Source organism: Aureimonas glaciei (assembly GCF_014643375.1).
Lineage (GTDB): Bacteria > Pseudomonadota > Alphaproteobacteria > Rhizobiales > Rhizobiaceae > Plantimonas > Plantimonas glaciei.
Genome location: NZ_BMJJ01000004.1, coordinates 186,159 through 208,992, shown reverse-complemented (window position 1 = coordinate 208,992; position 22,834 = coordinate 186,159). Strand labels below are relative to the sequence as shown.

The 22,834-nt window shown below is 68.7% G+C and carries 21 protein-coding genes; 15 read left to right on the top strand and 6 right to left on the bottom strand.

Going from position 1 to position 22,834, the window contains the following annotated elements:
- Positions 1–111 precede the first annotated feature (111 nt).
- On the bottom strand, positions 112–1,479 hold the full coding sequence (locus IEX88_RS10275; RefSeq protein WP_188850517.1) for an ATP-binding protein: 1,368 nt from the start codon (positions 1,477–1,479) through the stop codon (positions 112–114).
- Positions 1,476–2,141, bottom strand: coding sequence for a response regulator transcription factor (locus IEX88_RS10270; RefSeq protein WP_188850516.1), 666 nt, complete (start codon positions 2,139–2,141; stop codon positions 1,476–1,478). Before IEX88_RS10270 ends, IEX88_RS10275 begins: the two co-directional genes overlap by 4 nt.
- Before the next feature lie 111 nt (positions 2,142–2,252).
- On the opposite strand from IEX88_RS10270, the gene dsbD reads away from it, so the two are divergent.
- The 4 genes from dsbD to IEX88_RS10250 are packed head-to-tail and all read left to right on the top strand — an operon-like array spanning position 2,253 to position 6,365.
- On the top strand, positions 2,253–4,187 hold the full coding sequence (dsbD, locus tag IEX88_RS10265) for a protein-disulfide reductase DsbD (RefSeq protein WP_188850515.1): 1,935 nt from the start codon (positions 2,253–2,255) through the stop codon (positions 4,185–4,187).
- A complete protein-coding gene (locus IEX88_RS10260) occupies positions 4,184–4,987 on the top strand; it encodes a TlpA disulfide reductase family protein (RefSeq protein ID WP_188850514.1) in 804 nt (267 codons plus the stop codon). Before dsbD ends, IEX88_RS10260 begins: the two co-directional genes overlap by 4 nt.
- Before the next feature lie 59 nt (positions 4,988–5,046).
- On the top strand, positions 5,047–5,745 hold the full coding sequence (locus tag IEX88_RS10255) for a L,D-transpeptidase (protein ID WP_188850513.1): 699 nt from the start codon (positions 5,047–5,049) through the stop codon (positions 5,743–5,745).
- On the top strand, positions 5,742–6,365 hold the full coding sequence (locus IEX88_RS10250) for a DsbA family protein (RefSeq protein WP_188850512.1): 624 nt from the start codon (positions 5,742–5,744) through the stop codon (positions 6,363–6,365). The genes IEX88_RS10255 and IEX88_RS10250 overlap by 4 nt, the downstream gene beginning before the upstream one ends.
- Before the next feature lie 343 nt (positions 6,366–6,708).
- On the opposite strand, the gene IEX88_RS10245 is transcribed toward IEX88_RS10250, so the two are convergent.
- The 3 genes from IEX88_RS10245 to IEX88_RS10235 all read right to left on the bottom strand — a co-directional run bounded on the left by IEX88_RS10245 (position 6,709) and on the right by IEX88_RS10235 (position 10,372).
- Positions 6,709–8,094, bottom strand: coding sequence for an aspartate aminotransferase family protein (locus IEX88_RS10245; protein WP_244640028.1), 1,386 nt, complete (start codon positions 8,092–8,094; stop codon positions 6,709–6,711).
- Positions 8,095–8,161: 67 nt separating this feature from the next.
- A complete protein-coding gene (locus IEX88_RS10240; protein ID WP_188850510.1) occupies positions 8,162–9,649 on the bottom strand; it encodes an NAD-dependent succinate-semialdehyde dehydrogenase in 1,488 nt (495 codons plus the stop codon).
- 240 nt (positions 9,650–9,889) lie between these two features.
- Positions 9,890–10,372 (bottom strand): Lrp/AsnC family transcriptional regulator, encoded by a 483-nt coding sequence (locus IEX88_RS10235; RefSeq protein ID WP_188850509.1) that lies wholly within the window; start codon positions 10,370–10,372, stop codon positions 9,890–9,892.
- Between the two features lie 710 nt (positions 10,373–11,082).
- On the opposite strand from IEX88_RS10235, the gene ehuR reads away from it, so the two are divergent.
- From ehuR to doeB, 10 genes are all read left to right on the top strand, one after another.
- Positions 11,083–12,465, top strand: coding sequence for a MocR-like ectoine utilization transcription factor EhuR (gene ehuR, locus IEX88_RS10230; RefSeq protein ID WP_188850508.1), 1,383 nt, complete (start codon positions 11,083–11,085; stop codon positions 12,463–12,465).
- A 121-nt stretch (positions 12,466–12,586) separates the two neighbouring features.
- Positions 12,587–13,372, top strand: coding sequence for an ectoine/hydroxyectoine ABC transporter ATP-binding protein EhuA (gene ehuA / locus IEX88_RS10225; RefSeq protein WP_188850507.1), 786 nt, complete (start codon positions 12,587–12,589; stop codon positions 13,370–13,372).
- Positions 13,373–13,400: 28 nt separating this feature from the next.
- On the top strand, positions 13,401–14,261 hold the full coding sequence (gene ehuB, locus IEX88_RS10220) for an ectoine/hydroxyectoine ABC transporter substrate-binding protein EhuB (protein WP_244640027.1): 861 nt from the start codon (positions 13,401–13,403) through the stop codon (positions 14,259–14,261).
- Positions 14,262–14,394: 133 nt separating this feature from the next.
- A complete protein-coding gene (gene ehuC, locus IEX88_RS10215; RefSeq protein WP_188850506.1) occupies positions 14,395–15,054 on the top strand; it encodes an ectoine/hydroxyectoine ABC transporter permease subunit EhuC in 660 nt (219 codons plus the stop codon).
- 4 nt (positions 15,055–15,058) lie between these two features.
- A complete protein-coding gene (gene ehuD / locus IEX88_RS10210) occupies positions 15,059–15,730 on the top strand; it encodes an ectoine/hydroxyectoine ABC transporter permease subunit EhuD (protein ID WP_188850505.1) in 672 nt (223 codons plus the stop codon).
- The gene (eutA, locus tag IEX88_RS10205) at positions 15,727–16,521 is read left to right on the top strand and encodes an ectoine utilization protein EutA (protein WP_188850504.1); all 795 of its coding nucleotides are present in this window, start codon (positions 15,727–15,729) and stop codon (positions 16,519–16,521) included. Before ehuD ends, eutA begins: the two co-directional genes overlap by 4 nt.
- Before the next feature lie 2 nt (positions 16,522–16,523).
- Positions 16,524–17,507 carry a hydroxyectoine utilization dehydratase EutB gene (eutB, locus tag IEX88_RS10200; RefSeq protein WP_188850503.1) on the top strand — a complete coding sequence of 328 codons (984 nt, stop codon included), beginning with the start codon at positions 16,524–16,526 and terminating at the stop codon, positions 17,505–17,507.
- Positions 17,507–18,499, top strand: coding sequence for an ectoine utilization protein EutC (gene eutC / locus IEX88_RS10195; RefSeq protein WP_188850502.1), 993 nt, complete (start codon positions 17,507–17,509; stop codon positions 18,497–18,499). Before eutB ends, eutC begins: the two co-directional genes overlap by 1 nt.
- Positions 18,500–18,532: 33 nt before the next feature.
- On the top strand, positions 18,533–19,726 hold the full coding sequence (doeA, locus tag IEX88_RS10190) for an ectoine hydrolase DoeA (protein ID WP_188850501.1): 1,194 nt from the start codon (positions 18,533–18,535) through the stop codon (positions 19,724–19,726).
- 12 nt (positions 19,727–19,738) lie between these two features.
- The gene (gene doeB / locus IEX88_RS10185; protein ID WP_188850773.1) at positions 19,739–20,740 is read left to right on the top strand and encodes a N(2)-acetyl-L-2,4-diaminobutanoate deacetylase DoeB; all 1,002 of its coding nucleotides are present in this window, start codon (positions 19,739–19,741) and stop codon (positions 20,738–20,740) included.
- A 181-nt stretch (positions 20,741–20,921) separates the two neighbouring features.
- On the opposite strand, the gene IEX88_RS10180 is transcribed toward doeB, so the two are convergent.
- Positions 20,922–21,518 carry a GntR family transcriptional regulator gene (locus IEX88_RS10180; protein WP_244640072.1) on the bottom strand — a complete coding sequence of 199 codons (597 nt, stop codon included), beginning with the start codon at positions 21,516–21,518 and terminating at the stop codon, positions 20,922–20,924.
- A gap of 214 nt (positions 21,519–21,732) precedes the next feature.
- Here IEX88_RS10180 and dctP point away from each other — a divergent pair, with 214 nt between their 5' ends.
- Positions 21,733–22,722: a TRAP transporter substrate-binding protein DctP gene (dctP, locus tag IEX88_RS10175; protein WP_188850499.1), complete on the top strand. Its 990-nt coding sequence runs from the start codon at positions 21,733–21,735 to the stop codon at positions 22,720–22,722.
- Positions 22,723–22,834: the final 112 nt, after the last annotated feature.

Genomic DNA, 22,834 nt, shown 5'->3' with positions numbered 1-22,834 from the left:
CCGCTGTGCCGGGCCCAGCTCCGTCATGCGTCGGCCACGCCGAATGAGGGATCGTCGGACAAAGCTTGAGGAAGACGGAGGGCGCCGACCGGTCTTGTCCAGAAGCGGCGGTCAGGACGGCTGACACGGGCCGGGAAATTTGAGGGATGCCCTGAAGCCGCGGGGTACCAGATTTTCGATCGCGAGCGCCGCCCCCAGCCTCGCCGCACAGATCGACACGATCGTCAGCCCGAGCCCGCTACCGACAGCCGACTTGTTCGCTCCCCGGAAGAAGCGTTCGGCGGCGCGCTCCTGCTCCTCTTCCGGCATTCCCTCCCCTTCGTCGTCGACGAACAGGTGATCGGAGGACCATCCGACGCGCACGCTGCCGCCCGGCGGGGAATGGTTCACGGCGTTCTCCAGGAGATTGCGATAGGCCAGCGCCAGAAGCGTTTCGTTGACGCAAAGTCTGGCATCCTTTCCTGCCGCCGAAAACACGATGGTGACGCCGCGGCTTCTGGCGCTGGCGGCGAGGTCAGCGGCGTTTTCGACCAGGAATTTCTTGAGATCGATCGGCGGTCCGTCTCCGGAAACGCGAAAGGATTCAGACTCGGCTTCGGCGGTATCGAGGAGCTGGCGGACGAGACGCGAGGTTCGGTCGACAGCCGTGACGATGCGGGCAAGAGCCGCCTTGCGCACCTCTTCGCTGTCGGTGCGGGCGACGATCTCGGCCTGTGTCCTCAGTCCGGCGAGCGGCGTGCGGAGTTCGTGCGCGGCATAAGCGAGGAAATGCCGCTCGCGTTCGCGCGTTTCCCGCACCCTGCCGAACAGGCCGTTGAGAGCGGCCACCACCGGCTTGATCTCCGATGCAACGCCATCGGCCGCCAGCGGCGCCAGATCCTGGGCGTCGCGCCGGCCAAGGCCTGCTGCCAGATCGTCGAGCGGGCGCATGCCGCGCCCCACGCCGAACCAGATCAATGCCCCCAAGGCCGGAACGATCAGAATTATCGGTAGGAGCAGGCCCTTGACGACGTCGCGGACGAGGCGGGCCCGGACTGCCAGATTGTCGCCGATCAGAACCTGGATGCCGAGGGTGGCGTCCTGGATGGCGTAGACGCGCCAGACCGCGCCGTCGATGGTGCGTTCGGAAAAGCCGTTGGCCTGTTCCGAGAGCCGGACGTCCGGCGCGCCGTCGGACTTGCCGATCAGGGACCCGGTCAGCGACCAGATCTGGCAGGACAGCTGCCGCTCGTAGGGATCGTGCGTCCGGGCCGGCAGCTCCGGGCGATCGAGCGAGGCCACGGCGACGTCGATCTCCTGGCTGTCGACGAGCGAGGAGACCATCCGCGCCGCCTCCATCAGCCGGGCGTCGAGCACATGCTCCACCTCCGCGCGCGTGCTGAGAAAGATCCAGACCGTGGCCGAGGCCCAGACGAGGCCGGTCGACAGGACGAGGATGGCGAACAGCCGCCCCTTCAGCGAGCCCGCGGCCCGCGTCACGACGCGGCATCCCTGAGACGATAGCCGACGCCACGGACCGTCTCGACGAACGAGGCCCCAAGCTTGGCCCTGATATTGTGGACATGGACCTCGACCGCATTGCTCTCGACGCCCTCCTGGAAGCCGTAAAGCTTTTCCTCGATCTGGGCCTTCGACAGGATCGTCCGCGGCCGTTCCATCAGCGCATGCAGGACGCGGAATTCGCGGCGCGACAGATGGATCTTCTCCGGTCCGCGCGCGGCGGCAAGGCTGGCCGGATCGAGCGTGATGCCGTCCCAGGAGAGGCACGCCGCGGACCGGTTGACGGCCCGCCGCAGGAGCGCGCGCAGCCGGGCGGCGACCTCGTCGAGGTCGAAGGGTTTTCCGAGATGGTCGTCGGCGCCGTCGTCGAGACCGCCGACGCGGTCGGCGACGGAATCGAGGGCGGTGAGGAGCAGGACGGGCGTGACGCCGCCGCCCGCGCGATAGCGCGACAGAAGATCGCGCCCCGAGCCGTCGGGCAGCATGACGTCGAGGACGACGGCGTCGAAGCCTCCCGCCCTCAGCGCCGCCTCGCCGTCGCCGCAGGTGCGGGCGAGATCGGCGGTGAAGCCGTGCATTTCCAGCCCGACCTTCAGGCCATCGCCGAGAATGTCGTCGTCTTCCACGATCAGGATCCGCATGTCCGCCTCCGCTCTCGCCGCGCCACCCGTGTCCGTTCGGCCACGCAGCTTAAGCCTGCCTTAAGCTGGGACGCCGATCCGACCCCTGAGACTGTACCTTGAAGGGGCGCCATGCCGTTCGCACGTTTTCTGCCCCTGGCCGCGGCCGGCCTTCTGGCGGCCCTGACGCTGTCGGCACCGTCGCGGGCCCAGACGGCACCGCTGCCGGTCGAGCGTGCCTTCGCCCTCAGCGTCAGCGCTGCCGAGGATGGCGGCCGGCAGCTGACCTTCGCGATCGCCGACGGCTATTATCTCTATCGCGACAAGATCTCGGCGGCCACGCCCACCGGCGCCGCCCTGCCGCTCGATCTGCCCGAGGGCGAGCGCAAGGACGATCCGACCTTCGGGCCCATGCAGGTCTTCCATCACGCGGTCACGGCGCCGCTGCCGGCACTGGCCGGCGGCGAGAGTCAGATCGCGGTGTCGTACCAGGGCTGCCAGGAAGGCGGGATCTGCTACCGGCCGGTAACGACGACCGTCGATCTGGCGTCGACGTCGCCCGCCCGCGGTCTCCTGTCGCGTGCCGCAGGCCCGAAAGATCTTTGGTCCAGGCCGCCATCGGCGCCGATGTCGGTGGCATCAACCACACCCGGCGCTTCCGATCGCCAGGACCCGTCGCAGCCGCAGGCCTTGGTAAGCAACCTTCCCGCCGCCCCGGCCGGGGCGGAAGGGGCTGCCGAACCGGCCTCGGGCATCCGCGTCGATGCCGCGGCCGGCGGCCTGGTCACCACGCTCCTGGCCGATGGCGGGGCGTTGTGGGTGATCGCAACCTTCTTTGCCCTCGGCCTCGGCCTCGCCTTCACCCCTTGCGTCTTCCCGATGTACCCGATCCTGGCCGGACAGCTCAGCCGGACCGGCGAGCGGCTGTCGACCGGACGGGGCTTTGCCCTGTCGGCCGTCTATGTGCTGGCCATGGCCGCCGCTTTCGGCCTTCTCGGCGTCTTCGCCGCCTGGTCCGGGCAGAACCTGCAGCTGGCCCTGCAGTCGCGCACCGCCATCCTGATCGTCTCGGCCGTCTTCGTCGTCCTCGCTCTGTCCATGTTCGGGGCCTTCGAGCTGCGCCTGCCCGCGGCCTTTACGAACGCCATGACGCGCCGGACGGCCGGGGCGCGCGGCAGCCTCGCCTCCAGCGCGACGCTCGGCTTCACCTCGGCGCTGATCGTCGGGCCCTGCGTGACCGCGCCGCTTGCCGGCGGTCTTATCTACATCGCCCAGTCCGGCAGCGTCGTTCTCGGCGCTTCGGCGCTCTTCGCGCTGGGGCTTGGACAGGGCATCCCGCTCATCGTCTTCGGCACCGTCGGCGCCCGGGCGATGCCGAAACCCGGCCGCTGGATGGCGGTCGTCACCCGCCTCTTCGGCTTCGCCTTCCTCGGGCTCGCCGTGTGGATGCTGTCGCGAATCCTGCCGCCGGCGCTGATCCTCGGCCTCTGGTCGGCCCTGCTCATCGGCGCCGGTGTCTTCCTCGGCGCCTTCGACCACCTGACTTCCGCGTCGGGGCCGCTCCCCCGCGCCGCCAAGGCCAGCGGCCTTCTGGCGATCCTCTATGGCGCGATCCTGGCCGTCGGTGCCTCGGCCGGTGCCGGCGATCCGCTCCGCCCCCTGGCACTCCTGTCGCCGGGGAGCGCGCCTGTCGCGGCAGCCGACATCGGCTTCCGGACCGTTCAGGATCCGGCCGAACTCGCCTCGACGATCGCCGCTGCCCGACGCCCGACGCTCCTCTACTTCACCGCCGACTGGTGCGTGACCTGCGACGTCATCGAGCGCGCGGTCTTCGGCGACTCCAGCGTCCAGGCCCGTCTCGGCGGCTTCCAGCGGCTGAAGGTCGACCTGACCGAGGATCAGGCCGGCGGCCGGGCGATGATGCGCGACCTCGGCGTCGTCGGCCCGCCGACGATGCTGTTCGTCGATGCCGCGGCCAAGGAGGTTCCCGGCTCGCGCCTCGTCGGCGACATCACCGCCGATTCCTTTCTCGCCGCCGCACGGCTCGGTCACGGGGGCACGCGATGACCACCCTCGTGATCGGCCCCCTCGCCTTTGCCGGCGATCGGCTCGCTTTGCTCGCCACCATCCTCTTCCTGCTCGTCGCCGGCGCCATCCTGGCCTGGCGCGTCGACGCGCGCTTGGGAAGCTGGGCGATGACCCTCGTGCCGCTCGGGCTCGTCGCGGGGCGGCTCGGCCATGTCCTCGTCCAGCCCGCGGGCTTCATCGAGGAGCCGCTGCGCATCCTGGCGATCAGCGATGGCGGATTCTGGCTTCCGGCGGCGCTCGCCGCCGCGGTCGCCTACACGCTCTACGCCTTCAGGGCCTGGCGGCTGCGGACCTGGTCGCTCGGGGCGCTCGCGGCGACGGCCTTCGTCTGGACGGTGGCCTGGCAGCTCGTCGCCACGACCGAAGCGCTCGCGGCGCCGGAAACGTCGCTTGCCCTCCTCGACGGGGAGACGACCACCCTGTCGGCCTTTCGCGGCGGACCGGTCGTCGTCAATCTCTGGGCCACCTGGTGTCCGCCCTGCCGGCGCGAAATGCCGATGTTGGTCAAGGCCGCCGCCGAGCGCCCCGACACCGCCTTCGTCTTCGCCAACCAGGGCGAAGGCCCGGGCGCGATCATCCAGTATCTCCAGCGGTCCGGGCTCGTCATCCCGACCCTCGTCCTCGACCAGGGTTTTGCACTCGCCCGCCATTACTCGGTCCAGGGCTATCCCGCGACGCTCTTCCTCGACGCCGACGGCGTGCTGCAGGACATCCATTTCGGCGAAATCTCGCGCGAGACGCTCGACGCCAAGCTCGCCAAGGCCGGGGCCACGCCGTGACGCGCCTTTCCTCCATGCCGTCGGCATGCCTCTTTTCATCCCGAGACCGAAAGTCCCCCATGCATTCCTTCACCCTCTCCACCCTTCGCGCCGGCGCGGTCGTGATCGCCGGCCTTTCCGCCGCCGCCTGCACGACCACCAGCGCCCCCGCCCCCGTGGCCTTCGCGCCGGAGCCCCGCATCGATGCCAATGCCGCGCGCATGTACGGCGCGGTCCTCGACGATGGCTGGGCCATTCCGGCGGTCGACCCGGTGAAGATGGACCCGCGCAATGTGCGCCAGGTCGTCGATTTTCCGACCCCGGAGCCGGTCGGCACCGTCGTCGTCGATCCGCACGAGCGTTTCCTCTACCTCGTGATGGAAGGCGGCAAGGCGATGCGCTACGGCGTCGGCGTCGGCAAGGCCGGGCTCGAATTCACCGGCGAGGGCATCATCCAGCGCAAGGCGGCCTGGCCGCGCTGGACGCCGACGCCCGACATGATCGCCCGCGAGCCCGAGAAATACGGCCCCTTGAGGCAGGGGATGGACGGGGGGATCGAGAACCCGCTTGGCGCCCGCGCCCTCTACCTCTTCAAGAACGGCCAGGACACGCTGTTTCGCATCCACGGCACCAATCAGGAATGGTCAATCGGCAAGGCCGTCTCGTCCGGCTGCATCCGCATGCTCAACCAGGACGTGATCGACCTCAACACCCGCGTGCCCCCTAAAACGCGCGTCGTCGTCCTCGGCGCGCCGGTGCAGCCAGGAGCCACCGCATGAGCTTCCCGACCGCCAACCGTCGCGACGTGATCCGGCTGGGACTGTTGTCCCTGTCGGCCGCCGCCCTCTCTCCGGCGATGGCATCGGCGGCCGTCGATCCGATGTCGAAGGAGGCCGTCCTTTTCGACCCGGAGGTGCCGGTGCTCGGCAATCCGAAGGGCGACGTCACCCTCGTAGAATTCTTCGACTACCAGTGCCCCTACTGCAAAAGCGCCCATCCCGGCATCGCCCGGCTCGTCGCCAGGGACGGAAAAATCCGGCACGTGATGAAGGACTGGCCGATCTTCGGCGCGCCCTCGGAATACGCCTCCCGTCTGACGCTCGCCGCCGGCCGGGGGCACGCCAAGGCGCAGGCCGCGCTGATGGCGACCAAGGCGCGGCTGACGATCGAGGACGTCGACACGGCGCTGGCGAATGCCGGCTTCGATCCGCGAAAGCTGAAGACCGCCTATGAGGCGGACCGCAAGCGCATCGACGGCATTCTCCAGCGCAACGGCGTCCAGGCCGAGAATTTCGGCCTGATGGGAACGCCCGCCTACATCGTCGGCACCGTCCTCTTTCCCGGCGTCATGGAAACGGCCGTCCTCGAAGCCGCCATCGTCCAGGCCCGCAAGGGCTGATCGCGGGCGAGCACGGTCACGGAACGGCGGCCGCGCGGACGGGCGGCTACCGCGCAATGGTTCCAAGGATCAAGCCATTTAAATGTCAGTGGCTCATCTCGCTCGTTCCTGGCCCAAATTGCCGTCCCTGGCGGTATGGCGCACCAGTTCGAAGCGGCTGGTGGTCGTTACGAGGCTCCCTGTTTCGGGTTATGCCAAGAGGATCGGTCGTGTTCCCACCCGGGGTGTCGCTCGGGCGGGAGCGTCGCGGAGAAAGCGATCGGTGGCAGGTCTGAAGGCAAGGCTTGTCCCCCCTCTTCCGGATGCCGGCCGATCCATTCGATCGGCCGGCAGGGAGCGTCGGTCAGCCCGCGAGGGTTTTCGACACCGCGACCACGGCGTCCCGGGTTTTCGCGACGATCGTATCGGCCTCTTCGCGCGTCAGGCAGAGCGGCGGCGCGAAGCCGAGAATATCGCCCTCGGGCATGGCACGGGCGATGACGCCGCGTTCCAGCAGCGCGGCGGCGATCTGCGGGCCGACCTTCTGCGCCGGGTCGAAGAAAACGCGGTCGTCGCGGTCGGCGACGAATTCAACGGCGGCGATCAGGCCATCGCCGCGGACCTCGCCGACATGCTTCAGCCCCGCCATCGCATCGGCGAGACCGGCGCGGAAATGCGCGCCCACCGTGCCGGCGTTCTCGACCAGGCCGAGGCTGTCGATGAGCTCGAGATTGGCGACGCCTGCCGCTGCGCAGAGCGGATGGGCCGAATAGGTCCAGCCATGGCCCATGGCGCCCATCTCGTCCGCCCCCTGCACGATCACGTCCCAGACCTTGTTCGAGACGATCGTGCCCGACAGCGGCAGATAGGCCGAGGTCAGGCCCTTGGCGATGGTGATGAGATCGGGCTGCATGCCGTAGTGGTCGGAGCCGAACATGGTGCCGAGGCGGCCGAAGCCCGTAACGACCTCGTCGGCGACGAGCATGACGTCGTATTTCGTCAGCACCGCCTGGATCTTCTCCCAGTAGCCGGCCGGTGGCGGGACGATGCCGCCGGTGCCGAGGATCGGCTCGCCGATGAAGGCGGCGACGGTCTCCGGACCTTCGGCGAGGATCATCGCCTCCAGCTTTTCCGCGCAGAAGGTGGAGAACTGCTCCTCGGTCTGCGAACGGTCGGCTCGGCGGTAGAAACACGGCGCCTCGGTATGCAGCACCGGCGCCCGCGGCAGGTCGAAGGCGTTATGGAAGAGTTTTAGGCCGGTCAGCGATCCCGTCATCACCCCCGAGCCGTGATAGCCGCGCCAGCGCGAGATGATCTTCTTCTTCTCCGGCCGGCCGACCACGTTGTTGTAGTACCAGATCAGCTTGATGTTGGTCTCGTTGGCGTCCGAGCCGGACAGGCCGAAATAGACCCGGCTCATGTTCGCCGGCGCCCGGTCGATGATCATCTTGGCGAGGCGGATCGAAGGCTCGGAGCCGTGGCCGGCATAGGAATGGTAGTAGGCGAGCTTGTGCGCCTGCGCCGCGATGGCATCGGCGATCTCGGTGCGGCCGTAGCCGACATTGACGCAATAGAGCCCGGCGAAGGCGTCGAGGCTCTCGCGCCCGTCGCGGTCGACGATGGTGCAGCCCTTGCCCCCGGCGATCACCCGCACCGGCGATTCGCCGCGGGCATGGGTGCCAGCATGGGTCGAGGGATGCATGAAATGGTCGCGGTCGTAGGCGGTGAGTTCGTTGGTCTGGTCGAGCATGGGAAATCCTTTCGGAGGGATCGGTCGAGGATGCGGCCGGCGATCGCCGGCGGAGACGAGGCGGCGGTCAGCCGAGGTCGAGGCAGACATATTTGAGGTCGGTGAACGCCTCGAGCCCGTGGCGGGAGCCCTCGCGGCCAAGGCCGGACTGCTTGACGCCGCCGAAGGGCACGGGCGCGCCGGTGATCTTCACCCGGTTCACCGCGACCATGCCGTAGTCGAGCGCTGCGCTCATGCGGGCGATGCGGGCGCCGTCGCGGGTGACGAGATAGGCGGCGAGGCCATATTCGGTATCGTTCGCCCGAGCGATCACCTCGGCCTCGCTGTCGAAGGCGACGACGGCCGCGACCGGGCCGAACGTCTCCTCGTGCATGATCAGCGCCTCGGCCGGCACCTCGGCGAGAATGGTCGGCGCGTAGAAGAGCGGGCCGGCCGCGTGGCGGTGCCCCCCCATGACGAGCCGGGCGCCCTTGGCCACGGCGTCCTGCACCTGCGCGTCGACCTTGGCGACGGCGCGCGCGTGCATCAGCGGACCGATCTCGCTGCCGTCCGTAAGGCCAGGACCGACGTTCAACGCCGCGACCTTCCGCGCAAAAGCCGCGACAAAGCGGTCGTGCAGCGGCCGCTCGACAAAGATGCGGTTGGCGGCGAGGCAGTCCTGGCCGGAGGTGGCGAATTTCGCGTCGACGGCGATGTCGATGGCCCGGTCGAGATCGGCATCGGCGAAAATGATCAGCGGCGCGTGGCCGCCGAGTTCGAGGATCAGGCGCTTGACCGTCGGCGCGCACTGCGCCGCGATCAGCCGGCCGATCTCCGTCGATCCGGTGAAGCTGAGGGCGCGCACGCGGGCGTCCGCGCAGAGCCGGCCGACGATCGTCGCGGCATCGCCGGTGACGACGTTGAAGACGCCCGCGGGCATGCCGGCGCGCTCGGCGAGTTCCGCCAGCGCCAGCGCCGAGAGCGGCGTCTCGGACGAGGGATGGGCGACCACGGTGCAGCCCGCGGCGAGCGCCGCGGCGGCCTTGCGTGTCAGCATCGCCGCCGGAAAATTCCACGGCGTGACGAGGCCGACGACGCCAAGCGGCACGCGCGAAACGCTCATCGCGGCGTTAGGCAGATGGCTGGCGACGCTCTCGACCGACACGCGCTTGGCCTCCTCGGCATAGAAGGCGACGAAGGATGCGGCATAGTCGATCTCGCCCCGGGCCTCGCCGAGCGGCTTGCCCTGCTCCAGCACCATCAGGAGCGCCAGGTCCTCCTTGGCCGCGAGGATGAGGTCGTTCCAGCGGGCGAGAATGGCGCCACGCGCCTGCGGCAGCAGCGCCTTCCACGCGGCGAAGGCGGCGGCCGCGGCGTCGATCGCGCGCTCCGTATCCTCGGCCGAGAGGGAGGCGACGAAGCCGACGGTGGATCCATCGGCCGGATCGGTGACGGCAAAGCTCTCCTGCCCGGCCGTCCAGCGGCCACCGACATAGGCGAAATCGCGCAGAAGCCGCCGGTCGGCGAGGCGGGCAAGGGCGGGATGGATGTCGGGCCTGGCGAAATGCGCGCTCATCGTGTGCCTCCAGCGGTTCGGACTGGCTGAAGACTAGCGGTCACTGCGCCGAGGAATGGGCTGTTCTGCGGGGCCAGGAGAGAGGATGTGTCTCGAATGCCGGTCTGGAAGAGAGAGTCTCTCTCGGGAGCGCCGGCCATCCGCTCCCGCATCACCCGGCTGCATGCGCGCCTCGTTTCCGTCAGCCCTGCGTCGATCCCGATGGAAGGGCGAGCCCGGCGGGCAGCCTGTCTGACCGCCTCAGACGTCCGCAAACAGGGCCGCCGGCGCGTCCGGCTCTTCCTTCACGGTGCGGGTGACGATGTAGGTGAAGTAGCGGGCGATGCCGATCTCCCGCGACAGCCAGGCGTCGATCAGCCGCTGGTAGGCGTCGACGTCGCGCGCGACGATCTTGAGGACGTAGTCGACGCCGCCGCCCGTGGACCAGCAGGCCAGCACTTCCGGCGCCTCGCGCACGACGCGTTCGAACCGGTCGAAATCCGCCTGCCGGTGCTGGCCGAGCGTCACCTCGACGAGCACCGTGGTGATCGGCGCGACCAGCCGCCAGTCGATCCGGGCGCGATAGCCCACGACGATCCCGGCCTTCTCCAGCCGCTTCAGCCGCATCCAGCACGGCGTCGCCGAAAGCCCCACGCGGTCGGCCAGCGCCAGCTTGGTGACGCGGCCCTCGCGCTGGATCTCGGCGAGGATTTTCAGGTCGATGGCGTCGAGGCGCTGGGTCATCGCGGCGGTCCCATGCCCGTCGCCGCGCAGGCTATGACCAAGTGCGGCGCGGCAGGCGAGCCCGTGCCCGGCAGGCTGGAGCCGCGGTCGCGCGCCATCCCGGCACGGCGCTCTCCCTTTCCAGCAATCCCCGACCTCGGAGCTTCGTCATCCCGGCCTCGAGCCGGGATCCATGCCAAATCGCTGAAGAATATCTCTGTGATCGGCGGTCGCCATCCTGAACCGAAGCGGCGCGACAGGCGCCTCGGCATGGATCCCGGGTCAAGCCCGGGATGACGAGGTGCGGGGGGAGAGGGGCGCGCGAACCAGCATAGGGCAGCGAATGGAAAAACAGGTCGGGCGACGCTGCTCACCTGTCCAAAAGCGCTCGCCCTCTCCGCTTCGTCATCCCGGGCTTGACCCGGGATCCATTCCAAATCGCTGAAAAATGCCCCCTCGATCGGCGGTCGCCATCCTGAATCGGAGCGGCGCGACTGGCGCCTCGGCATGGATCCCGGCTCAAGGCCGGGATGACGAGGTGCGGGGGGAGAGGGGCGCGCGAACCCGCATGGGGACGGGAATGGGAGGCCTCGTTGGGTGCTCGTAGCCGGCATGCTGATCACCCCTCTTCATGTCGGTGCGCCGTGGCCAAGGCGGCCCTATCACCTCGGCCGGGGCCAACGACCCAAATCGAACTTGTGCATTGTCATGATTTCAGGAAAAGTACCATCATGACAATGTGGTTTATCGACCAGGCCGCGCTGAAGCGGCCCATCTACCTGTCGCTGGCCGACCAGATCAGCCGGGCGATCGTCGACGGGCGTCTGGCCAACGGCGTGCGCCTGCCGCCGCACCGGGTGCTGGCGGACAGTCTCGGCCTCTCCGTGCAGACGGTGAGCCGCGCCTATGACGAGCTCATCCGGCGCGGCATGCTGTCGGGCGAGACCGGCCGCGGCACCTTCGTGCGCAAGGAGGAGCCCGACGGATCGCTCCCCTACATTCCCGAGCGCCTCGGCGAGGTCATCGACCTGTCGATCCTGAAACCGGTCTGCGAGGCCATGCACATCGACCGGATGAAGGCGGCGCTGGCCACGCTGGCCGTCGACCTGCCGGCCAGCGCCGTGCTGTCCTTCCGGCCGAACATGATCTTTCCCCGCCACCGCGCGGTCGCGGCCGACTGGCTGCGGGGCAACGGGCTTTCCGTCGCGCCCAGCCACATCTGCCTGACCAACGGCGCCACCGCCGGCATGACCATCGCCTTGATGAGCATCGCCACCCCCGGCTCGACCATCGCCACAGAAGCCATCGGCCACCACACGCTGGTGCCGCTCGCTTCCTATCTCGGCCTCAAGCTGGCGGGTCTGGAGATCGACGAGGAAGGCATCCTGCCCGCCGCGCTCGATGCCGCCTGCCGCAACGAGGTGGTGCGCGGCGTCTTCGTCCAGCCCTCGGTGATCAACCCGATGGCGACGCTGATGAGCGCGGCGCGGCGCGAGGCGCTGGTCGAGGTCGCTCGGCGGCACGATATCGCCATCATCGAAAACGACCCGCTCGGAGCCTTGATCGAGGACCGCCCGCCGCCGATCGCCGCCTTCGCGCCGGAGCGCACCCTCTACGTCACGAGCTTCACCAAGACGGTCCTGCCGGGGCTGCGCACCGGCTATCTCGCCGTGCCGGACCGCCTCCTCTCGGCGGTCACCAACCGCCACCTCGTCACCAACTGGGTGGCGACGCCGATGATCGCGGAGCTCGCTACCCGCTGGGTCGTCGACGGCACCGCGTCCGACCTGGTGCGCTGGCAGCGCGCGGCCCTGCGCAAGCGGCAGGCGATCGCCGCCCGGATCCTTCAGGGCACGCCCTTCCGCGCCCACCGCGAGGGCCTGCATGTCTGGCTGCCGCTCGCCAGCCGCGCCGCCGAGGATCTGTTCGTGGCGCAGGCCCGGCTGCGCGGCGTCGCCGTCGCCCCCGGCCATTCCTTCCAGACCGGCGCCGCATCCCAGCCGGCGGTGCGCCTCTCGATCGGCTCGACCAGCGAAACAGAGCTGGAGACGGGACTGGCGGTCATCGCCAATCTCTACCATTCCAATCCCGAACCCCTGCTGCTTGCCATCTAGGCAGGACGGTCAGAATCACGGCACTTCCGCCTATATTGTCATGGTATTATTTTGCCAATTGACATGATTTGATCCGATCGACATCGTTGCGTCACCAGAGGCCCACCCAGAGGGAGGCGACGTGGCACAGCCCCTTATCCAGCTCGAACACGTCACCAAGCGTTTCGGCGACCTGACGGTCCTCGACGATCTGAACTTCGAGGTCGGGGCCGGCGAGAAGCTGGCGCTGATCGGCCCGTCCGGTTCCGGCAAGACCACGATCCTGCGCATCCTGATGACGCTCGACGATCTCTCGGGCGGGCACATCCTCGTCGACGGCGAGCAGCTCTTCCACATGCCGCGCGGCGAGACGCTGGTGCCGGCGGACGAAAAGCACCTGCACCGGATGCGCGCCAAGATCGGCATGGTGTTCCAGCACTTCAACCTGTTTCCGCACAAATGCGTGCTCGACAATGTCACCCTCGCGCCGATCCTGACGCAGGGCGTGACACCCGACGCGGCGAACAAGCGGGCGATGGAGCTGCTCGACATGGTCGGCATGGCGGAGAAGGCCACGGCCATGCCCTCGCAGCTCTCCGGCGGCCAGAAGCAGCGGGTGGCCATCGCCCGGGCGCTCGCTCTGCAGCCGAAGATCATGCTGTTCGACGAGGTCACCTCGGCGCTCGATCCCGAACTCGTCGAGGAAGTGCTCGCCGTCATGCACCTCCTGGCGCGCGAGACCGACATGACCATGCTGCTCGTCACCCACGAGATGAGCTTCGCGCATGATTTCGCCGACCGCATCCTGTTCTTCGACCGCGGCAAGATCGTCGAGTCCGGGCCGCCGTCGGAAATCTTCGTCAATCCCCAGGAGGAGCGCACCAAGGCGTTCCTGAAGAAGGTCGTCGCTGCAGGTCAGCGGGTCTGAACATCCCAACGCAACCGGAGAGAACGTGATGATGAACCGCAACCTGCTTCGCCGCGCCGCCCTCGGCGCCCTGTTCACCGCCACGGCGCTGGCCGGCATCAATGCCGCGACCGCCGACGAGGCACTGGACGCGCTGAAGGAACAGGGCTTTGCCCGCATCGCCATCGCCAACGAGCCGCCCTTCACCGCGGTCAATGCCGATGGCAGCGTCTCCGGCGCCGCGCCAGACGTCGCCCGGGCGGTGTTCAAGAACCTCGGCGTCGACGACGTCGTGGCCTCGATCTCCGAATATGGCGCGATGATCCCCGGCCTGCAGGCCAAGCGCTTCGATGCCGTCACCGCGGGCCTGTTCATGAAGCCCGAGCGCTGCAATGCCGTCGCCTATTCCGAGCCGGTCCTCTGCGACGCAGAGGCTTTTGCGCTGAAAGCCGGCAATCCGCTCGGCCTCAAGAGCTACAAGGACATCGCCGACAACAAGGACGCCAAGATCGGCGCGCCCGGCGGCGGCACCGAGGAGCGCCTGGCGCTGGAGGCCGGCGTACCGCGCGAGCGCGTCATCGTCGTGCCGGACGCTCAGAGCGGCCTGACCATGCTGCAGCAGGGCCGCATCGACGTCTACTCGCTGCCGGTCCTGTCGATCAACGCGCTGGTCTCCAAGGCCGCGGACCCGACCATCGAGGTCGTCGCCCCGGTCGAGGGCGCACCGGTCTATTGCGACGGCGCCGCCTTCCGCAAGGACCAGACGGCGCTCCGCGACGCCTTCGACGTCGAGCTCGCCAAGCTGAAGGAATCGGGCGAGTTCGCCAAGATCATCGAGCCCTACGGCTTCTCGGCCAAGGCGGCGATCTCCACTTCGCGCGAAAAGCTCTGCGCCGTCGCAGCGAAATGATGCCGGCCTGCCTGCGCTCCGCTCGGACCGATCGCAGGCAGGTCGAGACACCGAGGACCGCCTGGCCGTCGCTGAATGCGGCGGCCAGCCGGCCCCTTCCCTTCCGACCAATCCGGCGAGAACCCTGACCCCGATGGACATGTGGCTCGGCTACCTCAACCTGATCCTGCAGGGCGCGGTCATCACCGTGCAGCTGACGATCTACGGCTGTGCCTTCGCGCTGGTGGTCGCCTTCCTCGCCGGCCTCGGGCGGATCTCCTCGATTGGGCCAGTCCGCTGGTTTTCGGTCGCCTTCATCGAATTCTTCCGCGGCACCTCGATCTTCGTCCAGCTGTTCTGGGCCTATTACGTGCTGCCGCTCTTCGGCCTGACGATGACGCCGATGCAGGCGGGCGTGCTGGCGCTGGGGCTCAATGTCGGCGCCTACGGCGCGGAAGTGGTGCGCGGCGCCGTGATGGCCATCGGCCGCGAGCAGCGCGAGGCCTGCATCGCGCTCAATCTCTCGAAGATGCAGGCGCTGCGCCACGTCATCCTGCCGCAGGCGGTGGTGGTGATGCTGCCGACCTTCGGCAACAACGCGATCGAGCTCTTGAAGGCGACCGCCATCGTCTCGCTGATCTCGCTCTCCGACATGACCTTCCAGGCCCAGGTCGTGCGCTCGCAGACCGGCAGCACCGCCTTCCCCTTCCTCACCATCCTCGTCCTCTACTTCGCCATCGCCTCGGTCATCTCCTTTGGCGTCCGCCGTCTCGAAAAGCGCCTCGCCCACGGGCTCGACGGCGTGAGGAGCTGAGCCGATGGAATGGGACTGGAATTTCGTCGTCGAGATCCTGCCGACGCTGGCGGAAGGCGCCAAGATCACCATCCTGGCGACGCTTCTGGGCTTCGCCTTCGCCGCCGTCTTCGGCCTGGGGCTCGCGCTGCTGCGCCGATCGCCGAGCAAGGCGATCTCCTGGACCACGGCGTCCTTCGCCGAGTTCATCCGCGGCACGCCGCTGCTCGTGCAGCTCTATTTCCTCTTCTACATCCTGCCCGATCTGGGTCTCACACTGTCGCCACTGACGGCCGGTGTCATCGGCCTCGGCATCCACTACGGCACCTACACGGCCGAGGTGTACCGCGCGGGCATCGAGAACGTCGCGCGCGGCCAGTGGGAGGCGGCCAAGGCCTGCAACCTCTCCAGCGGCCAGACCTGGCGGCACATCATCCTGCCGCAGGCGATCGCGCCGATGGTGCCGGCGCTCGCCAACTATCTGATCGCCATGTTCAAGGAGACGCCGCTGCTCTCGGCCATCACCGTGCTCGAACTGATGAACCAGGCCCGCTCGATCGCCAACTACAACTACCGCTACATCGAGCCGATCACCCTCGTCGGCGCCTTCTTCCTCGTCATCAGCCTCGTCGCGGTGGTGATCATCCGCCTGCTGCAGCGCCAGTTCGGCGCCATCAACGGCAGGCGCGCGGCATGACCGTCCGGATCGAACAGGCGACGGCGCCGATCGGGTTCGACGCCCGCGCCATCGAAAAGCGCGTCGGCCTGATCCTGCTGGCGACCGACCACACGACGGAGTCGGATTTCCATCGGCTCGTCGTCTCGGACCGCGTCGGCACCTTCGCGACGCGGGTCGAATACGCCAATCCGACGACCCCGGAAAACTTGCGCGCAATGCAGCCGCGGCTGACGGAAGCCGCGGCGCTGATCCTGCCGGGCGAGGATCTCGACGTCGTCTGCTTCGGCTGCACCTCGGCCTCGGTGGTGATCGGCGACGCGGCCGTCGCCGCGGCGATCCAGGCGGCCAAGCCGGGCGTCCCCGTGGTGACCCCGGCCGCCGCCGGCGTCCTCGGCCTGAAGGCCTTCGGCGCGCGGTGCATCAGCGTGCTGACGCCGTACACGCCTGAGACCAGCGCGCCGATGGCGGGCTATTTCGAGGCCGCGGGTTTTCAGATCGACCGCTTCATCTGCCTCGGCCTCGACGACGACCGCGAGATGGCGCGGATTTCCCGCGCCGCGCTGATCGAGGCCGCCGTCGCCGCGATGCATGAGGGTTCCGAGGCGCTGTTCATCTCCTGCACCGCGCTGCGCTCGGCGAGCGTCGCCGCGGAGCTCGAGGCGCGCATCGGCCGCCCGGTGGTGACCAGCAATCAGTCGAGCGCCTGGGCCTGCCTGCATCATTGCGGCATCGCGCCGAGCCTTGCCGGCACCGGCCGGCTGATGGCGCTGCCGATGCCGGCCCCCTCGCTCCTGACCGGCGGAGCCTGACCGTGGCGAGGGTCGAGATCCATGCCATCGAGGCCGCCGGGGCACGCATCGCCGGCGCCGTCCGCCGGACGCCTGTCGAACGCTCGGCGAGCCTCTCGGCGCTGGCCGGCGTGCCCATCCACCTGAAGCTCGAACACCAGCAGATCACCGGCGCCTTCAAGCTGCGCGGCGCCACCAATGCCATCCTGTCCCTCTCGGCGGCGGAGAAGGCGCGCGGCGTCGTCGCCGCCTCGACCGGCAATCACGGCCGCGCCCTCGCTTATGCCGCCGCGGCCGCCGGCATCCGCTGCGTCGTCTGCATGTCGGCGCTCGTGCCGGAGAACAAGCTCGCCGCCATCCGCGCGCTCGGCGCCGAGACGCGCATTGTCGGCCGCTCGCAGGACGACGCGCAGGTCGAGGTCGACCGGCTCGTCGCCGATGAGGGTCTGGCCGGCATTCCGCCCTTCGACCATCCCGCCGTCATCGCCGGCCAGGGCACGCTCGGACTGGAGATCCTCGCCGACGTGCCGGACAGCCAATGCGTCCTCATCCCGCTCTCCGGCGGCGGCCTGATCGCCGGCATCGCCGCGGCGATCAAGGCGAAGAACCCGTCGGTGCGCGTCGTCGGTGTCTCGATGGCGCGCGGCGCCGCGATGCAGGCGAGCCTGGCCGCCGGCCGGCCGGTGGCGGTCGAGGAACTGCCGACCCTCGCCGATTCGCTCGGCGGCGGCATCGGCCTTTCCAATCGCTGGACCTTCGACATGGTGCGCGCCTTCGTCGACGAGGTCGTGCTCCTCAGCGAGGCCGAGATCGCCGCCGGCATCCGCCACGCCTATGCCGAGGAGCGCGAGATCGTCGAGGGCGGCGGCGCCGTCGGCATCGCCGCGCTTCTCGCCGGCAAGGTCCGGCCCTCGGGGCCGACGGTCGCCCTCCTCTCCGGCCGCAACATCGCCATGGACCTGCACCGCCGCATCATCAGCGGCGCCGACGGGCTGGAGGCCACCTGATGCCCGAGATGAAGATTTTGACCGAGCGCGAGTTGCGCACCCTCGTGCCGCTCGACCGCGACGCCATCGCCGCCGTCGAGGACGCCTTCGCGGCGCTGGCGACGAAGCCGGTGGCCATGCCGCCGATCCTCCGTCTCGACATTTCCGAGCACCGCGGCGAGGTCGACGTGAAGACGGCCTACGTGCCGGGCCTCGCCAACTTCGCCATCAAGATCAGCCCCGGCTTCTTCGACAATCCGAAACTCGGCCTGCCCAGCGTCAACGGCATGATGGTGCTCCTGTCGGCGACGACGGGCCTCGTCGAGGCCCTGCTCCTCGACAACGGTTACCTCACCGACGTGCGCACCGCGGCCGCCGGTGCCGTCGCCGCAAAGCACCTGTCGCGGGAGGACGCCTCGGTCGCCGCCATCTTCGGCGCCGGCGTGCAGGCGCGGCTGCAGCTGAAGGCGCTGACGCTGGTGCGGCCGATCACCGAGGCGCGGATCTGGGCGCGCGATGCGACCAAGGCGTCGGCCGCCGCCGCCGACCTCTCGGCCGAACTCAGCATTTCCGTCGCCGCCGTGGCCGACCCGGAACAGGCCGTTCGCGACGCCGACATCGTGGTGACGACGACGCCGTCGGAGGTGCCGATCCTCATGGCGGACTGGCTGCGGCCCGGCCAGCACGTCACCGCCATGGGATCGGATGCCGAGCACAAGAACGAGCTCGACCCCGCCGTCCTCGGCCGCGCAACCCTCTACGTCGCCGACCGGCTCGCCCAGACGCGCCTGCTCGGCGAACTGCACCACGCCATCGCCGCCGGCCTCGTGGCGGCGGACGCCGATTTCCCCGAGCTCGGCGCCATCATCGCCGGCCGGGCGCCGGGACGGCCCTCGCCCGAGGCGCTGACAATCGCCGATCTCACCGGCACGGGCGTCCAGGACACGGCGATCGCCACCCTCGCCTTCGCCCGCGCCGTCGCCGCGGGCGCCGGAACCGTCTTCCACAGCTGATCCCCAAACCGATCCCGCCAACAGGTGCCCGACATGACAGAACCCAGCCTGAATTTTTCCCGCGACGAATATGCCGAGCGGCTCGCCAAGACGCGGACGGCGATGGCGGCGAAGGGGATCGACCTTCTCTACGTCTCCGACCCGTCCAACATGGCCTGGCTGACCGGCTATGACGGCTGGTCCTTCTACGTCCACCAGGGCGTAATCGTGCCGCCGGAGGGAGAGCCGGTCTGGTACGGCCGCGGCCAGGACGGCAACGGCGCCAAGCGCACCAGCTACCTCGGTCACGGCAACATCGTCGGCTATCCCGACCATTACGTGCAGTCGACCGAGCGGCACCCGATGGACTTCCTGTCCGGCGTCATCGCCGACCGCGGCTGGGAAAAACTCACCATCGGCGTCGAGATGGACAATTACTGGTTCTCGGCCGCCGCCTTCGGCTCGCTGCAGCGCCATTTGCCGAATGCCCGCTTCGTCGACGCCACGGCGCTCGTCAACTGGCAGCGGGCGGTGAAGAGCCCGCGCGAGCTCGACTACATGCGCATCGCCGGCCGCATCGTCGGCGCCATGCACCAGCGCATCGTCGACAAGATCGAGCCGGGCATGCGCAAGAACGACCTCGTCGCCGAGATCTACGATGCCGGAACGCGTGGCGTTTCCGGCCCGGACGGCCACTTCGGCGGCGACTATCCAGCGATCGTGCCGCTGCTGCCGTCGGGCGCCGACGCCTCGGCGCCGCATCTCACCTGGGACGACAAGCCCATGAAGCTCGGGGAAGGCACGTTCTTCGAGATCGCCGGCTGCTACAAGCGCTACCACTGCCCGCTGTCACGCACCGTCTTCCTGGGAAAGCCGACACAGGCCTTTCTCGACGCCGAGAAGGCGACGCTGGAAGGCATGGAGGCCGGGCTCGCCGCCGCCAAGCCGGGCAATGCCTGCGAAGACATCGCCAACGCCTTCTTCGCGGTCCTGAAAAAGTACGGCATCACCAAGGACAACCGCACCGGCTACCCCATCGGCATTTCGTATCCGCCGGATTGGGGCGAGCGCACCATGAGCCTGCGTCCCGGCGACAAGACCGAATTGAAGCCCGGCATGACCTTCCACTTCATGACCGGCCTCTGGCTCGAGGACATGGGCCTGGAGATCACCGAATCCATCCTGATTACCGAGACCGGCGTCGAGCTCCTCGCGGACGTGCCGCGCCAGCTCGTCGTGAAGGGCTGAGCCGTGCTCGACCTGACACAAGGGACGCCCTCGCCCGTCGAGCCGACGGTCGATTTCGAGGCCGACGGCGTCCAGCACGGATTCCTCAGGCTGCCCTACAGCCGCGACGATTCCGCTTGGGGCTCGGTGATGATCCCGCTGACCGTGGTGAAGAATGGCGAGGGCCCGACGGCCCTCCTCACCGGCGGCAATCACGGCGACGAATATGAGGGGCCGATCGCGCTGTTCGACCTGGCGCGGCGGTTGATCGCCGAGGAGGTCAGCGGCCGGGTGATCATCGTCCCGGCGATGAACTATCCGGCCTTTCGCGCGGGCACCCGCACCTCGCCGATCGACAAGGGCAACCTCAACCGCTCCTTTCCCGGCCGGCCCTACGGTCAGCCGACGGAAAAGATCGCCGACTATTTTCAGCGCACGCTGCTGCCGCTCGCCGACATCGTACTCGACTATCACTCCGGCGGTCGCACGCTCGATTTCCTGCCGTTTGCGGCCGCCCACATCCTGCCGGACAAGCGTCAGGAGGCGGCCTGCTTTGCCGCCGTCTCGGCCTTCGGCGCGCCCTGGTCGATGAAGATGCTGGAGATCGATTCCGTCGGTATGTTCGACTCGGCGGCTGAGGAAATGGGCAAGACCTTCGTCACCACCGAGCTCGGGGGCGGCGGCACAGCGACGGCCAGGACCGCCGGCATCGCCAAGCGCGGCGTCGCGAACCTGCTGCGCCATGCCGGCATCCTGGCGGGCGCGGTAGACGTGCAGGAGACGCGCTGGCTCGACATGCCCTCCAGCGACTGCTTCACCTTCTCGCAGCATGACGGGCTGATCGAGCCGCTGGTCGACCTCGGCGACCGCGTGCGGCAGGGCGACGTCCTGGCGCGGATCCATTCGGTCGAGCGCACCGGGACCGCGCCGACGGAATTTCGCGCCAAGCTCGACGGCATCCTCGCCGCCCGGCATTTCCCGGGCCTCGTCAAGTCAGGCGACTGCCTCGCGGTGGTCGCGACGGAGGTGCCGTAGCCGCCGGCGCGATCGACGGTCGAGATTTCCGGTCGGATGTGGGGGATCGGCGCCGGGCGATAAACCGAGGATCAAAGGACCGGCGACCCCTCGGATCGGCAAACGATCCAGCTGCCGGCGCCGGATGACGCTCGATGTCGATCACGCCGTCGTTGCCCGCACCGCTGGCGTGGAGACGCGCTCAGCGAATCCCGAGCTGGGCATTGAGGTCGCCGAACCGCTCCCCCTGCACGACGATATGCGCGCGAAGGGCGTCCTCCGCCGCGGCGCCGTCGCCGGCGGCGATGGCGGCGACGATCGCCTCGTGTTCCCGCAGCGACTGCCGCATGCGGTGGGCGACGCGCAGCTGTAGCCGGCGGAAGGGTTTCAGCCTCTGATGCAGGCGAGCCGCCTCGCCTTGCAGGAAACTGTTGCCGCTGGCGGCATAGATGGCCGCGTGGAAGCGCTCGTTCTCGTAATAGTAGCCGTCCGGATCGTTGCGTGCCGCCGCCTGCCGACAGTCCTCAAGCCGCAGCTGCAGCGTCGCGAGCGCCGCGGCGCCGATGCGCCGGGCCGCCAGCCGTCCGGCCAGCCCTTCGAGCTCCGCCATCACCTCGAACATCTCGACCAGCTCGCCGATGCCGACCCGGCGGACGAAGGCGCCGCGGTGGCGGATCTGCTCGACCATGCCGATAGAGGCGAGCTGGTTGATCGCCTCGCGGACGGGCGTCCGGGACACGCCGAAACGGCTAGCGATCTCGCTCTCGTCGAGCCGCTCGCCGGCGGCCCGCTGCCCCATGGCGATCTCCTGCTCGAGATGGTCGCGAACGTCCGCCGCTTTCGCCTGCGCAGCCGTGCCGGGACGCCTTGCGGCGACAGAAGTCCCGGACTGTTCCGGATCGAGGGTTGTGCTTTCTGTCATGGCAAATCGTATACAACATCATTGACAATGCATGCAATGGACTGTTCCCTGACGGCAATGCGCCAACGAGCGCCAATCCTGGGAGGGAACCATGAAGACGATTTTGACCGCGCTGGCCTGTGGGCTGACCCTGACGACCTCGTCGCTTGCTGCCGACGTGGTGCTGCGCGCCTCGCATCAGTGGCCGGGCGGCAAGGGCGACGTGCGCGACGAGATGGTGCAGATGATCGGCAAGGACGTCGCGGCAGCCAATGTCGGGCTGTCGATGCAGGTCTTCCCCGGCGAGTCGCTGTTCAAGGCGAAGGACCAGTGGGGCGCCGTCACCAAGGGGCAGGTGGACATCACCGCCTTTCCGCTGGACTACGCCTCCGGCCGCCACCCCGAGTTCTCCGCCACGCTGATGCCGGGTCTCGTCGGCAATCACGAGCGCGCCGCGCGGCTGAACGACTCGCCCTTCATGGACGACATCAAGGCCTCGATCGACAAGGCCGGCGCGATCGTCCTCTCGGACGCATGGCTCGCCGGCGGCTTCGTCTCGTCCAAGGGCTGCATCACCTCGCCGGAAAGCGCCAAGGGCCAGACGCTGCGCGCGGCGGGGCCGGCCTTCGAGCAGATGCTGGTCGGCGCCGGCGCCTCGATCTCGTCCATGCCGTCCTCGGAAATCTACACCGGCATGCAGCAGAACGTCCTGGACGGCGCCAACACCTCGTCCGGTTCGCTCGTCTCCTACCGGGTGTTCGAAGTCTCGAAGTGCCTTACCGCGCCCGGCGAGAACGCGCTCTGGTTTATGTACGAGCCGATCCTGATGTCCAAGCGCTCCTTCGACCGCCTTTCCAAGGAACAGCAGGACGCTCTCATCGCCGCCGGCGAGAAGGCCGAGACCTATTTCGCCACCGAAGCCAAGAAGCTCGACGACGAGATGATCGAAGTCTTCAAGAAGAGCGGCGTGGAAGTCGCCGAGATGTCGAAGGCCGACTACGACGCCTGGCTGACCATCGCCAAGGAGACCTCCTACAAGGAGTTCGCCGCCAAGGTGCCGAACGGCCAGAAGCTGATCGACGAGGCGCTCGCGGTCGAGTAGCCGCGCCCGGGCGGCGGCGCACCGCCGCCGCCCTCTTCGATCGCCGCAGCGCGTTGTTCCGACGCGCGAACGGCTCTTCGGGCCATTCGTTTTGCATGATCCTCTTCGCCCG